Below are 13,006 nucleotides of genomic sequence, written 5' to 3'. Positions count from 1 at the left end.
TGCTCGCTCGGTATGAACGCTGAGCATTACCGGGCCCGTGCGTCGGTTCTAATCGCAGGACTGCGGGAGCGTTTCCTAGAACTCGAGGCCCGCGATTTCCCAGCGCCGACGCCTGGGGAAGTCATTGAACATTTATGCCGGATTCTTACCCTCGTCGAAAGCAAACTAAGCGGCGGGGATGAGCGGACCTGCCGGCTCGTCATCAAACTTGTTTTTGAGTACCAAAAGCTTCTATCCATTTTCGACAATGCGCACTCGGAACAGACCCCCCGTGGACTCGTAAGGGTACTCGAGGACCTGCTTATCTTCAGGCGCATCCACGACGGGCCGTGCAAGCTCATCGCGGCGCCGCAAACAACTTACAACTACACGATCGTCGATCTCACGGTTCAGATCTACCGATCGGTCACGCATCTCTTTACCAAGGAGGATCTCGCCGCAATCCAGTTAAAGGAGCCCATTTTTCTAATCGCCTTCCCACGCATCGAACGGGACTCGACATTGCTGCACCCCGTTTTTGGGCACGAAGTCGGGCATCTCATTGCCTTCCGGTTCTTGGAGGAAGCGTCAAGAAAGAAAGAGTTCGGCAATGAGTTCAACCGGGCCTTTGAGCCAATCGCCAAGGCTATCCGGCAGCAGCACAAGAACGATCAAGTGGCGCTTGTTACGGAGCTTCAGCGTCAAGGGGAGATGCTGCGAACTTACTGGCAACGTGGCCTAGAGGAGTTGATCTCAGACTACGTTGGCCTGCTCCTTTTCGGCCCGAGCGCTCTGTTTGCATCTTTCACGATCTTTTCACAGCAGGAGCTCGACCGGCCACCACAGGGGCCCTTCTACTACCCGCCCAGCCGATATCGCCTACGCTTCAGTTTGGAAGTTCTGCAAGACGACGGCTACATGAGCGCCATGACCGAACTGGTCAAGGCACCGGGCGAGATTAATGCCTTCCCGGCAGTCACTGAATGGCTGGAGCACATGCGCTCACTCACGAAGGAGCGTACTGATGTTACAGCGCTAGAAAAGGACCCGACGCGCTCGGCTGCGTATGAGTGGATTCGGAGCTCACTTTCCGAAGCGAAGAAATACGCCAGGGAAAGAATCAAGGCGATCCTATACACAAGCGAACTCATGAAGCGCGAAGTTCCAGAGCTCGTAGAAAGAATCTCACTTGATCTGCCGCCAAACGAAATTGGGACCTTCGCGACGCTGAAGCCTGCTAGCTGGGGTTCCGCGTTTAATGCAAGCTGGTTCTACATCATCAACGGCAAAACCAGAGAGGGCGAGCCGCTTGGGCTAAAGGACCAGCAAAAGGTCAATCAGCTTGCCTTGAGGGCGGTTGAAGGAATCCTGCTAAAGGAGCGTTATCAGGCCGAATGAGCATACTCGGTAAATACGCGCTGCTTGAGGCGATGAATGAACCCCAGCTTAGCCAGCGGCTCGTGGTCACGCCCATCTTCGTGGAGGATCAAGTCGGTCCCGGATCCATCGACATTCGGCTCGGTCACGAATTCATTACCACGCGGCGCGGGAACCTGCAGGTGATCGACCCAGGCCAGATTAAGGAGGAGCAAAGGCGGCGGTACGAGCACCGAAATTATGTGGAGTTGCACCAGACTTTCGTGCTCCATCCTAACGAGCTCGTCTTGGCGGCTACTATGGAATGGTTTAGGTTGCCCGCGCACCTGGCGGGATATGTCACCTCCCGCTCATCCTGGGGCCGTGCGGGTCTGATCGTCGCTACTGCGGTCGCCGTACATCCTGGGTTCGCCGGTTGCATCACCCTTGAACTCGTCAATACCGGCGAGGTCCCGTTCGTGCTTTATCCGGGACTACGGGTTGCTCAGTTCGTCGTTTTTTCCTGTGAGCAGGGTGATGCATACAAGGGCGCCTTCGCGACCCAGCCCGGGCCCAGCACCTCGCATAGCAAGATGCTGGAGGAACGCGACCGACAATTCTGGACGAAGAAACCTGAAGAGAAGACCTGACGGCCGATGTCCTCCTTCGACGGCGATGAGGACGATCTTCGGTATTTCTTGAAGCTCGCCGACGGAATTGCGGAAGAGACAACCCTGCAGTGGTCATCAGCTCTCGATCTCATCGGGAGAGCGCATCGGGTCTTCCGGAATCTCGTCAAAACGGAGCCGATTTCAGCCCCACCCGTCCCACTCGTCCTAGCGCTCCAGGGTCACGCAAGCCTGCTTGGTGCTGTACGCGGTGCTGTTGCTGGGCATATCGCATCGGTCTATCCAGGCTTGCGTGTCTGCGTGGAAAGCGCTCTTTACGCTCTCTTGATGGTCAAGAAGCCGGAACTCGTCGATGTATGGATTCGTCGGCACGAGAGCGAAGAAGCTCGGCGGGCCTGCAGAGCCGCTTTCTCCTACGGAAATTGCCTCACGAATCTAAAGGAATGCGACGCGGATTTCGCTTTGCACATCGACTATGCATACAGCGCTTCCATCGACTTGGGTGCTCATCCAAACATGAGGGCTGTCTTTCCGCATATCAGCCTGAATGAAGTGGACGACAGGCGCACTGAGATGTCACTAGCGTTCTTGCATTCCTCCGATGGTTTCGAAACCCGTCGAGCTCTTCTCGCGTGCTTCGAGACGGCCGTTGCAGTATTGTCGCTCCTTTGGATTGCATTTCCTGAGCAACTCGAGGCTCAATGCGATGAGATTAATGCCTTAATCAGCTCGCAGCCCACCATGATGGCGTACTTGAAAGTGAACGACACGCCGCCGAGTGAATAGTGGGCGACTAATAGTCGACGACTAACGGCATTGCGCAGCCTGGAGTCGTCGCGGACGGCACGTAGGACCCAAGATATGGCCGTCGAGAATGTCTAAGAAACGATAATCCTCAATTATCGAGGCTTGTAGCTGTTGACGTGATTTGCAATTAACTGCAACGCCCCGGTGGTTTGCACTGGCTAGTCAAGCTCGCCGGCGGGAGTTGGCGTATACCCCGCTTCGGCGATCTGCCGGGCGATCTCGTCCTGGGAAAGCGCAGACTCGACCTTGACCAGGTGCTGCCCCACGTTGATCGCGACCTTCGCCTTCGGGTCCTCGGACTTCACCACCTTGGTAATCGTGCTGACGCAGTGGTCGCACGCCATATCGGGTACGTTGAACTGATACATGGCGTCTCCTTGGCTGCCCAACCGGGCATGGCAAAAGCATCCGCCTTCCCATGGTGGTAAGGTCAAGCGCTTGACCCTTCCATAAGGGTAGGGTTTAGGCTTGCCGCACCATGAAAACAGCCAACCTCATCAAGCTGCCTATCGAAGGCATGACCTGCGCCTCGTGCGTGGCACGGGTCGAAAAGGCGCTCAACAGTGTCCCGGGCGTGGGTAGCGCCGAAGTGAACCTTGCGACCGAGACAGCCACGGTAAACCTCGCCGAAGGCGCCTCGCCGGAGTCGCTTGTCGCCGCCGTGCGGGACGCTGGCTATGACGCGCGCCTGGTTGCGGCGCCCAAGCCGGCGAAGGACAGGAGCTGGTGGCCGGTTGCCATCGCGGCGGCGCTCACCGTGCCGCTGCTGGCCCCGATGGCTGGCGGTGCGTTCGGCTTCGATTGGATGTTGCCGGGATGGCTGCAGCTCGTTCTCGCAACGCCGGTGCAGTTCTGGCTTGGCGCGCGCTTCTACAAGGCGGGCTGGAAGGCGCTGCGTGCCCGTACGGGGAACATGGACCTCTTGGTCGCGCTGGGGACGAGCGCGGCTTACGGCCTTTCGCTCTACCTGCTCATTGCGCACGCGGGCCACGGCATGCCGCACCTCTACTTCGAAGCGGGCGCAGCGGTGATTACGCTCGTCCTGCTCGGCAAATGGCTGGAGGGGCGCGCAAAGCGCCAGACGACGGAGGCCATTCGCGCGCTGCAAGCGCTGCGCCCGGAAACGGCGCGGGTGCGGCGGGCGGGAGCGGAGGTCGAGGTCCCGGTGGAGCGGGTCGCCACGGGCGAAATCGTGGTCGTACGCCCGGGCGAGCGCATTCCAGTGGACGGCGAGGTTCTCGAAGGGCGCACGCACGCCGATGAATCGATGCTCACTGGAGAATCTCTGCCGGTCGCGAAAGGGCCGGGCGACAAGGTGACCGGTGGCGCGGTGAACGGCGAAGGCCTGATCGCAGTGGCCGTCACCGCAGTAGGCGCCCAATCCGTGCTTGCCCGCATTATCGATCTCGTGGAGAGCGCCCAGGCGAAGAAGGCGCCGATCCAGAAGCTCGTGGATCGCGTAAGCGCGGTGTTCGTGCCCGTGGTGCTGGTCATCGCAGTGGCGACGCTCGCCGGCTGGGGCTTTGCGACGGGATACTGGGAGCAGGCGCTTCTCAATGCCGTGGCGGTTCTCGTGATCGCCTGTCCTTGCGCGCTGGGCTTGGCGACGCCCACCGCCATCATGGCCGGCACCGGGATCGCAGCTCGGCATGGAATCCTCATCAAGGATGCGGAGGCTTTGGAGACCGCGCACGCCGTCACTTCGGTCGCTTTTGACAAGACCGGAACGTTGACGGCCGGCAAGCCGGTACTCACGACTTTCAAAGCGACGGGCACGGACGAGCGAACGGCCCTCGCGCTCGCCGCCTCGCTGCAGGAGGGCAGCGAGCATCCGCTTGCCAAGGCAGTCTCGGGCGCAGCCGCAGGGCTGCTTTTGAACGAAGTGCAGGACGTGCGGGCAGTTCCCGGGCGCGGGATCGAAGGCAGCGCGGCAGGTCGGCGTCTCGCCATCGGCTCCACCCGCTGGATGCGAGAGCTGGGGGCCGATACGACGGCTCTGGAGGACCATGCGGCGCGACTCGAGGGGTCGGGGCAGAGCGTGTCGTGGCTGGCCGATCTCACCGGGAAGCCGGCTGTTCTCGCGCTGATGGGATTCGGCGACGAACCGCGGCCGGAAGCGAGCGAAGCCGTCCGTCGGCTTGCGCAACGGCGCGTGCGTGCCATCATGCTGACGGGAGACAATCGGCGCGCCGCCGACGCCGTAGCGCGGCGCATGGGCATCGTCGATGTGCGGGCCGAGGTGCTGCCCGCAGAAAAGGCAGAAGCCGTCGAAGCACTCAGGAAGGACGGGGGCAAGGTGGCCATGGTGGGCGATGGCGTGAACGACGCGCCGGCGCTGGCTTCCGCCGACCTGGGTATCGCCATGGGCAGCGGCACCGACGTGGCGATGCATGCGGCCGGGATCACCCTCATGCGCAGCGACCCCCGGCTCGTGGCCGCAGCGCTCGATATCTCCCGCCGCACTTACGCGAAGATCCGCCAGAACCTGTTCTGGGCCTTCGTCTACAACATGGTCGGCATCCCGCTCGCGGCGCTTGGCGTGCTGACCCCGGTAATCGCTGGCGCCGCGATGGCGCTCTCGAGCGTAAGCGTGGTGGCGAACACCCTGCTGCTCAAGCGCTGGAGGCCCATGGAGGACTGATATGGGAAAGATGGAAACGCTGGAGCACGCCGCCGCGATCGAGCGCGGGTGGATGGACATCGGGCGGGCTTCGAAAGAGAGCGGGGTGTCGATAAAGATGATCCGACACTACGAAGCCATTGGGCTCCTGCCCAACGTGGCTCGAACATTCGCCAACTACCGCATATACAGTGCCAGCGACGTGCACACGCTCCGCTTCATCCGGCGCTCGCGCGATCTCGGGTTCTCGATGGAAGACATCCGCGAGCTGCTTGGACTGTGGCAGAACAAGTCGCGCTCGAGCGCCGCCGTGAAGCGGATCGCAGGAAAGCATGTCGGCGAGCTGAAGCACAAGCTTGCCGAGCTGAAGACGATGATCCACACCCTGGAGCACCTGATGCGCCATTGCCATGGCGATCACCGTCCGGAGTGCCCGATTCTCGATGAGCTGGCCGAACGTTGAGGGCCCGGGTGCTCTCGGTCTTCCTGCGGTGGCTCGGGTTCTCCGCCGTGCTGCACCTCGTCTGGGAGATCGCGCAGCTTCCGCTCTATACGATTTATCGCGAGGGCGATCTTGCGACGATTGCGTTCGCCGTGGGGCATTGCACGGCGGGAGACCTTCTCATCTCGGCGGCCACCTATCTCGCGGCAGGGCTCGTTGCCAGGAGCGGGGGGTGGCCGCTCGAGCGGCCCGGCACAGGTCTTGCCGCCGCCGTCGCGGTGGGGATGGCCTACACCGCCTTCAGCGAATGGTTGAACGTCTCGGTGCGGGGCTCTTGGGAGTACGCCCCTGCCATGCCTCAGCTTTTCGGCATCGGCCTCGCGCCGCTTTTCCAATGGCTCGCGATTCCGACCCTGACCCTTTTCGCGGTGCGCCGCACCAAGCTCGGTCGGTTGATCTAAGTCAAATCCCATATGCCAGAATAGCGGAAGCTACGTCGCGATGGGCACAGTAACCGGGTTCCTGACGCTGCAGCGGCTTGCCAAGGGCTTCTTCGCCGTGCTGGCGCTTCTTGCCGTGACGGTGGCGCTGGCAAGCCCGATCTGCGATGCGTACGAGCTGCCGGGCGACATTCATGAGCAGGGATGCTGCGCGACGCTCAATGATGGGAATCCCGTCTCGCCAGCCGCATTGCCGTCCGGCTTCGAGCCGCCCGTCCTCGGCCCTGTGCCGATTGCCTGGTCACCGGAATGGCGCGGAATAGCCTGGCCGGCTCGCGCGATCCCGCCTGATCGTCCTCCGCTCACGCGGCCATACCACGCCCGCTCGGCGCGAATCCTGATCTAGAAGTCCCTGCAGCCGCGCTTTGCCGGTTTGCAGGTCACCTTCTTTAGGGATTCGCAATGAAGTCTGGGTTCTGGTTCTTGCTGGTTCTACTGATCTTCGCGGCCAACCGGGTCGTCGCCGAGCCTGTTCATGCCCTTCGCGAGGCGGGGCGCGAGGTCGTCTTCCACTACGGAGTGGTGCCGGCGCAGGTCGTCCTTGCCCATCCGGACAAGCACCCCGAGCGCCAGATGCACGGCGGCGCCGCCCCAAGAGGAGCGAGTCACGTGGTCGTCGCGCTCTTCGATGCCGCGAAAGGCGAGCGCATCGCGCGGGCGGAGGTAACGGCCACGGTCTCGCTGCTCGGCGGCGCGGCGGTGACCAGGCGGCTCGAGCCGATGATGATTGCCGGTCAGCCAAGCTTCGGCGGCTTTTTCTCGCTGGGCGCTCCGGGCATCTACAAGCTGCGATTCGAAGCGCGAAGGCCCGGCGTACAGGACGTCGCTTCGGCGGACTTCGAGCACCGTGTCTCGCCGGAGGGCCGGCGATGAACGCCCGACCGCCGCTCGAGGCACCCGTGCCGCCGGCGGAGCTCGCGCGCTTCGCTGCCATCGCCAGGATCGCGGCCGCCAAGGGCTGGGGCCGGTACGCGGAACGTCTCGGCTTCGGGCGGCATGCCGATTCCGGCGAGGCGGGCGCACCGAGGAGCGACGCGGTGCGTTTCCGCGAAGCGCTGGAGGAGCTCGGCCCCACCTTCGTGAAGCTCGGCCAGATGATGGCTGGACGCACCGACCTCTTCCCCGAGGACCTCGTCGCCGAGCTTGGCAAGCTGCACGAGAAGGCGGCTTCCTTTCCGGCGCAGGCCGCGCGCCGGATCATCGAGGAAGACTCTGGCAGGCCGCTCGAGCAGCTCTACGCCACCTTCGACGACGAGCCCATGGCAGCGGCTTCCATGGCGCAGGTGCACTGCGCGACGCTCCACGACGGCACCTCCGTGATCGTCAAGGTGCAGCGGCCCGGAATAGCGGCCACCGTCGAGGCCGATATCTCGGTGCTGCGCCGCCTTGCGCGCCTTGGCGGCACCATGATTCCTACGATCCGGGCGTTCAATCTGCCAGACCTGGTGGAGGAGCTCGCGGACACCTTGCGCGGCGAGCTGGATTTCGAGCGGGAAGGCCGCAACGCCGAGCGCTTCGCCGAGCTGAACCGCGGCGAGCCCACGGTCTTCGTGCCCAGAGTCTTCTGGCAGGCGACCGGGAAGCGCGTGCTGACCATGGAGCACAGCCCCGGTCACCGCCTGGACGCTGGCCCCGCCGACCGGCAGAGAAACGTGGAAACGGCGCGCCTGCTGATGCAGCTCTTCCTCAAGCAGGTGTTCGAGCACGGGGTCTTCCATGCCGATCCGCACCCCGGCAATGTGTTCGCGCTGCCCGACGGCCGACTGTGCTTCCACGACTTCGGCGCGCTCGGGGAGCTGCCGCCGCGCGTGCAGGAGAGCCTGCGCGAGCTCTTCCTCGCGGTGATGGCCCGGGACGCGGGATGGGTGGCGAGCGCCTATCTCGGCATGGGCGGCGCAACGCGCGAGCTCGATCGCGCGGCGTTCACGCGCGATCTCGGCGCGGCGCTCGATCGGTATTACCGCGAATCAGGAGCGGGGAGGCAGTCCTTCAGCGCCATCATGCACGCCTTCGTGCGCCTGGGCCGCGAGCACCACATCCGGCTGCTGCGCGAGACCGCGCTTCTCGTGCGCGCCTTCGCCGAGCTGGAGGCGCTGGTGCGCGACCTCGATCCGGCGTTCAGCTCCCTGGAAGCCTTCCGCGCCTACAGCCCGCGGCTCCTCAAGCACGCCTTGCTCCCCCAGCCCGACCTCTCCAACGTTGCGGAGCTCTACCGCCTCGCGAGCGCGGTCGGCCATGTCGGGCGCGAAACGCCGCTCGCGCTGCGCCGGCTGCTGGGGCGCCTGGAGCGCGGCGAGCCGCTCTTCGACATCCGCCACCAGAGCGGCGGCAGCCTCGAGCGGCATCTCCTGCATGCGAGCAACCGGCTCGCCTTCGCGCTGATCATCGCCGCGATCGTGGTGGGCTCGGCGATCGTCATCGGCTCGCATGCCGGGCCGCATCTCGAAGGCGTGCCGCTGCTCGGCATCATCGGTTTCGTCTTCGCCGGCGCGCTCGGCGTCGCGTGGGCCGTGATTGCGCTCAAGTCAGGAAAACTCTGAGGAACCAGGACATGACGACCGACCCCGTCTGCGGCATGACCGTCGATCCGGCAAAGGCGGCCGGCAGCTTCGACTACCAGGGAAAGACCTACCTCTTCTGCTCGAAGCATTGCCTCGCCAAGTTCAAGGCCGAGCCGGCGAAGTACGCCGACTCGGCCAACGCCGCAGCGCCGGTCGCGGCACCGACGAGCGCCAAGTACACCTGCCCGATGCATCCTGAGGTCGTGCAGGTCGGTCCCGGCTCGTGCCCGAAGTGCGGCATGGCTCTGGTGCCGATGGTTCCTGCTGCGCCAGTGGCGGCCGAGTACACCTGCCCAATGCACCCGGAGATTCGCAGCGACCGACCGGGCAGCTGCCCCAAGTGCGGCATGGCGCTCGTGCCGGTGGCGGGCGCTCAGGCGGAGGAGGAGAACGCAGAGCTGCGCGACATGACGCGGAGGTTCTGGGTCGGGGCCGTGCTCAGCGTGCCGCTCGTGTTCATCGCCATGGGACCTTACTTCGGCGTCGAGCAGCCTTTCGGGCTGGCGCCGCACACCCGCGCCTACCTGGAGTTCCTCCTCGGCACGCCGGTCGTGTTGTGGAGCGGGTGGCCGTTTTTCGAGAAGTTCTGGCGCTCGTTGAAAAACCGCAGCCCGAACATGTACACGCTGATCGGGCTGGGCGTCGCGCTCGCCTACCTCTTCAGCATCGCCGCGGTGTTCCTGCCCGGGATCTTCCCTCAGGAGTTTCGCAGCCACGGCGGCCTGGTCGGCGCGTACTTCGAGGCGGCAGCGGTCATCGTCACGCTCGTGCTGCTCGGCGAGGTGATGCAGCTGCGCGCGCTCGGACAGACGAGCCAGGCGATCAAGCAGCTCCTCGCGCTCGCGCCGAACACCGCGCTGCGCATAAATCCCGACGGCACCGAACGCGAGGTGCCGCTTGCCGAGGTAAAGGTGGGCGACAAGCTGCGCGTGCGCCCGGGCGAGAAGGTGCCCATCGACGGCGTCTGCCTCGAAGGCTCGTCGAACGTCGACGAGTCCATGATCACCGGCGAGCCGGTCCCCGTGCCCAAGAAGCCCGGAGACCGCGTCACGGGCGCCACCATCAACGGCAAGGGCACGCTCGTCGTGTGCGCCGAGAAGATCGGCGCCGAGACGCTGCTCGCGCAGATCGTGCACATGGTGGCCCAGGCGCAGCGCACGCGCGCGCCGGTGCAGCGCCTGGCCGACCTCGTCGCCGCCTACTTCGTGCAAACGGTGGTCGTCATCGCGATCGTCACCGCCATCATCTGGGGCTTCTTCGGCCCGCAGCCGGCGATCGTCTACGCCGTAGTCAACGCGGTGGCGGTGCTGATCATCGCCTGCCCGTGCGCGGTCGGCCTCGCCACGCCGATTTCGATCACCGTGGCGATGGGGCAGGGGGCGCTCAACGGCATCCTCTTCCGCAACGCCGAGGCGGTGGAAAAACTGCGCGACGTGAATACGCTGGTCGTCGACAAGACCGGCACGCTGACCCTGGGACGGCCCGAGCTGACGGATCTCGCGACGGAAGGAATTGCGGACAACGATGCGCTGCGCGCCATCGCCAGCCTGGAGCGGGCGAGCGAGCACCCGCTCGCGCAGGCGATCGTCAAGGGCGCCGAAGCGCGGGGCGTCGCGCTCGGGCCGGTCGACAACTTCGACTCGGTTACAGGGCAGGGCGTGCAAGGAACCGTCGACGGCCGGCGCGTCTCCGTCGGCAACCGCCGCTTCATGGAAAGCTTCGGCGGCGTGTCGGCGGCGCTCGCCGCGAAGGCGGAAACCCTGCGCGCAGCGGGCAAGACCGCGATGTTCGCGGCGATCGACGGGCGCGTCGCGGCGGTGATCGCCGTCGCCGATCCGATCAAGGACACCACCGCAGAGGCGGTGAAGATGCTCAAGGACCAGGGCGTCGCCATCGTCATGCTCTCCGGCGACTCGCGCAAGACTGCCGAGGCGGTCGGCCGCCAGCTCGGCATCGATGAGGTCATCGGCGAGGTGCTTCCCGAGCAGAAGGTCGAGAAGATCAAGGCGCTGCAGGCGGCCGGTCGCGCGGTCGCCATGGCCGGCGACGGCATCAACGACGCGCCGGCCCTCGCGCAGGCGAACGTCGGCATCGCCATGGGCACGGGCACCGACGTGGCGATTGAGAGCGGCAGCGTCACGCTGGTGAAGGGCGACCTGCGCGGCATCGCCAAGGCGATCCGCCTCTCGCACGCCACCATGCGCAACGTGAAGCAGAACCTCTTCTTCGCCTTCGTCTATAACGCGCTCGGCGTGCCGATCGCCGCGGGCGTGCTCTATCCCTTCTTCGGCGTGCTGCTCTCGCCGATCTTCGCCGGTGCGGCGATGGCGCTGAGTTCGGTCTCGGTGGTCACCAACGCGCTGCGCTTGCGGCGGGTGAGGCTGTGATGCCGGAATACCGCTACGTCTGGCTCTTCTGGGCGGCTGCTTTTCTCGTGCCGTGGGCGGTCCTTTATGCCATGTCGCCAGGGCTGAGGCGCCGCATGCTTCGCGTGAGCGCCGCGACCAGCCTCCTCGGGCTCACCGAGCCGATCTTCGTGCCGCGCTACTGGAACCCGCCCACCGTCTTTGACCTGGCGCAGCGCACCGGCCTCGACCTCGAAAGCCTCGTCTTCTGCTTCGCGATCGGCGGCATCGCCTCGGTTCTCTACGAAGCCTTCTCGCGCCGAGAGGCACGGACTCCCGCCCCCGCCGAGCGCGACCTCGCGCGCCATCGCCTGCATGCTCTGGCGCTGACGATTCCCTACCTCGCTTTTCCGCTTCTCTACGTCCTGCCCTGGAATCCGATCTACGCCGGCATCGCGGCGCTCGCGCTCGGCGCCGTCGCCAACGTCCTGTGCCGTCCGGACCTCGGACGCAGGACGGTGGTTGGCGGCCTGCTCTTCCTCGGCCTCTATGCGGTCTTCATGGTGATGCTGGTCGTCTTCGCGCCCGGCTACATACAGCAGGTCTGGAACCTGCCTGCGCTGTCCGGGGTGTTGGTTTTCGGCATCCCGCTCGAGGAGCTCGCGTTCGGCTTCTCGTTCGGCACGTACTGGGCAGGCATCTATGAGCACTTCACCTGGAAGCAACCGGCGCCGCGCCGCGTTTCCGAGTCCCTTGATCCTTTCCAAAGAGGCCAACATGGCTGATCACTCGCAACACAACCAATCCTCGCGAGGAGGGAGCGGCTATGGCCGCTGGGTCTTCGGGGGTTTCCTCCTCATCGCGGGCTACTTCCTCGTCACCGAGCACTGGGCACACACGATCCAGTATCTGCCGTTCGCGCTGCTTCTCGCCTGCCCGCTGCTGCATCTCTTCCACGGACACGGCGGGCACGGGGGCCACGGTAAAGACGACAAGGAAGGGGGCGGCCGATGAGCGACTCCAGCCAGATGCAGGCCTACGGGCTGTGGTCGCTGGTGATCATCAACTCGCTGGTATTCATCATCTTCGCGTTCAGCTTCTACCAGCCCAGGAGCCGGCGCGACTGGCGATCGTTCGGCGCCTTCTCGGCGTTCCTCGTTGCGCTGTTCACGGAGATGTACGGCTTTCCCCTGACCATCTATCTGTTCTCCGGCTGGCTCTCGAGCCGCTTCCCCGGCGTCGACTGGCTGTCGCACGATGCGGGCCACCTCCTCGAGATGCTCCTGGGCTGGAAGGCAAACCCCCATTTCGGGCCGTTCCATCTCCTGAGCAGCGTCTTTATCGTCGCCGGCTTCTGGCTGCTCGCCTCGGCGTGGAAGGTGCTCTACGAGGCGCAGCGCAACGGGCGGCTGGCGACCACGGGTGCCTATGCGCGCGTGCGCCATCCGCAGTACATCGGCTTCGTCCTGATCATGTTCGGCTTCCTGCTGCAATGGCCGACGCTGGTCACGCTCGTGATGTTCCCGATCCTGGTCTTCATGTACGCGCACCTCGCCAAGCGGGAGGAGGCCGACATGGTGGAGCAGTTCGGCGACGACTACCGCCGGTACCGGGAACGCGTGCCGGCATTCTTTCCTCGACTCAATGGGAGGCGCGAATGGAGCAGCCACGAATCTCACTGACCGCCGTGTTCCTGAGGGTCAACGACGGCTATGTCGGCTTCGTGGAGGAGCTGCCCGGCGTGAACTCGCAGGGCCGCACGATCGA

14 protein-coding genes are annotated in these 13,006 nt (G+C 64.6%); 13 read left to right on the top strand and 1 reads right to left on the bottom strand.

Annotated features, from left to right (window positions below; genetic code table 11):
• Positions 1–12: 12 nt before the first annotated feature.
• The 3 genes from VNM24_06975 to VNM24_06965 are packed head-to-tail and all read left to right on the top strand — an operon-like array spanning position 13 to position 2,750.
• A complete protein-coding gene (locus VNM24_06975; GenBank protein HWQ38342.1) occupies positions 13–1,377 on the top strand; it encodes a hypothetical protein in 1,365 nt (454 codons plus the stop codon).
• Positions 1,374–1,985 carry a dCTP deaminase gene (gene dcd / locus VNM24_06970; GenBank protein ID HWQ38341.1) on the top strand — a complete coding sequence of 204 codons (612 nt, stop codon included), beginning with the start codon at positions 1,374–1,376 and terminating at the stop codon, positions 1,983–1,985. Before VNM24_06975 ends, dcd begins: the two co-directional genes overlap by 4 nt.
• A 6-nt stretch (positions 1,986–1,991) precedes the next feature.
• A complete protein-coding gene (locus tag VNM24_06965) occupies positions 1,992–2,750 on the top strand; it encodes a hypothetical protein (GenBank protein ID HWQ38340.1) in 759 nt (252 codons plus the stop codon).
• Positions 2,751–2,929: 179 nt separating this feature from the next.
• Here VNM24_06965 and VNM24_06960 read toward each other — a convergent pair whose 3' ends face one another.
• Positions 2,930–3,139 carry a heavy-metal-associated domain-containing protein gene (locus VNM24_06960; GenBank protein ID HWQ38339.1) on the bottom strand — a complete coding sequence of 70 codons (210 nt, stop codon included), beginning with the start codon at positions 3,137–3,139 and terminating at the stop codon, positions 2,930–2,932.
• 110 nt (positions 3,140–3,249) lie between these two features.
• Here VNM24_06960 and VNM24_06955 point away from each other — a divergent pair, with 110 nt between their 5' ends.
• The 10 genes from VNM24_06955 to VNM24_06910 are packed head-to-tail and all read left to right on the top strand — an operon-like array spanning position 3,250 to position 12,921.
• Entirely contained in the window at positions 3,250–5,412 is a 2,163-nt protein-coding gene (locus tag VNM24_06955) for a heavy metal translocating P-type ATPase (protein ID HWQ38338.1), read from the top strand.
• A gap of 1 nt (position 5,413) precedes the next feature.
• Entirely contained in the window at positions 5,414–5,854 is a 441-nt protein-coding gene (gene cueR / locus VNM24_06950; GenBank protein ID HWQ38337.1) for a Cu(I)-responsive transcriptional regulator, read from the top strand.
• Between the two features lie 8 nt (positions 5,855–5,862).
• A complete protein-coding gene (locus VNM24_06945; protein HWQ38336.1) occupies positions 5,863–6,294 on the top strand; it encodes a hypothetical protein in 432 nt (143 codons plus the stop codon).
• A gap of 40 nt (positions 6,295–6,334) precedes the next feature.
• Entirely contained in the window at positions 6,335–6,679 is a 345-nt protein-coding gene (locus tag VNM24_06940) for a hypothetical protein (GenBank protein ID HWQ38335.1), read from the top strand.
• 56 nt (positions 6,680–6,735) lie between these two features.
• On the top strand, positions 6,736–7,206 hold the full coding sequence (locus tag VNM24_06935) for a hypothetical protein (protein HWQ38334.1): 471 nt from the start codon (positions 6,736–6,738) through the stop codon (positions 7,204–7,206).
• Positions 7,203–8,873 (top strand): AarF/UbiB family protein, encoded by a 1,671-nt coding sequence (locus VNM24_06930; GenBank protein HWQ38333.1) that lies wholly within the window; start codon positions 7,203–7,205, stop codon positions 8,871–8,873. The genes VNM24_06935 and VNM24_06930 overlap by 4 nt, the downstream gene beginning before the upstream one ends.
• A gap of 11 nt (positions 8,874–8,884) precedes the next feature.
• A complete protein-coding gene (locus VNM24_06925) occupies positions 8,885–11,281 on the top strand; it encodes a heavy metal translocating P-type ATPase (protein HWQ38332.1) in 2,397 nt (798 codons plus the stop codon).
• On the top strand, positions 11,281–12,024 hold the full coding sequence (locus VNM24_06920) for a lycopene cyclase domain-containing protein (GenBank protein ID HWQ38331.1): 744 nt from the start codon (positions 11,281–11,283) through the stop codon (positions 12,022–12,024). The genes VNM24_06925 and VNM24_06920 overlap by 1 nt, the downstream gene beginning before the upstream one ends.
• Positions 12,017–12,253 (top strand): DUF2933 domain-containing protein, encoded by a 237-nt coding sequence (locus VNM24_06915; protein HWQ38330.1) that lies wholly within the window; start codon positions 12,017–12,019, stop codon positions 12,251–12,253. The genes VNM24_06920 and VNM24_06915 overlap by 8 nt, the downstream gene beginning before the upstream one ends.
• The gene (locus tag VNM24_06910) at positions 12,250–12,921 is read left to right on the top strand and encodes an isoprenylcysteine carboxylmethyltransferase family protein (GenBank protein ID HWQ38329.1); all 672 of its coding nucleotides are present in this window, start codon (positions 12,250–12,252) and stop codon (positions 12,919–12,921) included. Before VNM24_06915 ends, VNM24_06910 begins: the two co-directional genes overlap by 4 nt.
• The last annotated feature ends 85 nt before the right edge of the window (positions 12,922–13,006 follow it).

The sequence above is a fragment of the Burkholderiales bacterium genome (assembly GCA_035560005.1).
GTDB lineage: Bacteria > Pseudomonadota > Gammaproteobacteria > Burkholderiales > Eutrophovitaceae > DASRFY01.
This window is presented reverse-complemented; position numbering and strand designations above follow the sequence as displayed.

Excerpts from the sequence above, each read along its gene's own strand:
- VNM24_06975 (HWQ38342.1), top strand. The coding sequence starts at position 13 with ATGAACGCTGAGCATTACCGGGCCCGTGCGTCGGTTCTAATCGCAGGA.
- dcd (HWQ38341.1), top strand. The coding sequence starts at position 1,374 with ATGAGCATACTCGGTAAATACGCGCTGCTTGAGGCGATGAATGAACCC.
- VNM24_06965 (HWQ38340.1), top strand. The coding sequence starts at position 1,992 with ATGTCCTCCTTCGACGGCGATGAGGACGATCTTCGGTATTTCTTGAAG.
- VNM24_06960 (HWQ38339.1), bottom strand. The coding sequence starts at position 3,139 with ATGTATCAGTTCAACGTACCCGATATGGCGTGCGACCACTGCGTCAGC.
- VNM24_06955 (HWQ38338.1), top strand. The coding sequence starts at position 3,250 with ATGAAAACAGCCAACCTCATCAAGCTGCCTATCGAAGGCATGACCTGC.
- cueR (HWQ38337.1), top strand. The coding sequence starts at position 5,414 with ATGGGAAAGATGGAAACGCTGGAGCACGCCGCCGCGATCGAGCGCGGG.
- VNM24_06940 (HWQ38335.1), top strand. The coding sequence starts at position 6,335 with ATGGGCACAGTAACCGGGTTCCTGACGCTGCAGCGGCTTGCCAAGGGC.
- VNM24_06935 (HWQ38334.1), top strand. The coding sequence starts at position 6,736 with ATGAAGTCTGGGTTCTGGTTCTTGCTGGTTCTACTGATCTTCGCGGCC.
- VNM24_06930 (HWQ38333.1), top strand. The coding sequence starts at position 7,203 with ATGAACGCCCGACCGCCGCTCGAGGCACCCGTGCCGCCGGCGGAGCTC.
- VNM24_06925 (HWQ38332.1), top strand. The coding sequence starts at position 8,885 with ATGACGACCGACCCCGTCTGCGGCATGACCGTCGATCCGGCAAAGGCG.
- VNM24_06920 (HWQ38331.1), top strand. The coding sequence starts at position 11,281 with ATGCCGGAATACCGCTACGTCTGGCTCTTCTGGGCGGCTGCTTTTCTC.
- VNM24_06915 (HWQ38330.1), top strand. The coding sequence starts at position 12,017 with ATGGCTGATCACTCGCAACACAACCAATCCTCGCGAGGAGGGAGCGGC.
- VNM24_06910 (HWQ38329.1), top strand. The coding sequence starts at position 12,250 with ATGAGCGACTCCAGCCAGATGCAGGCCTACGGGCTGTGGTCGCTGGTG.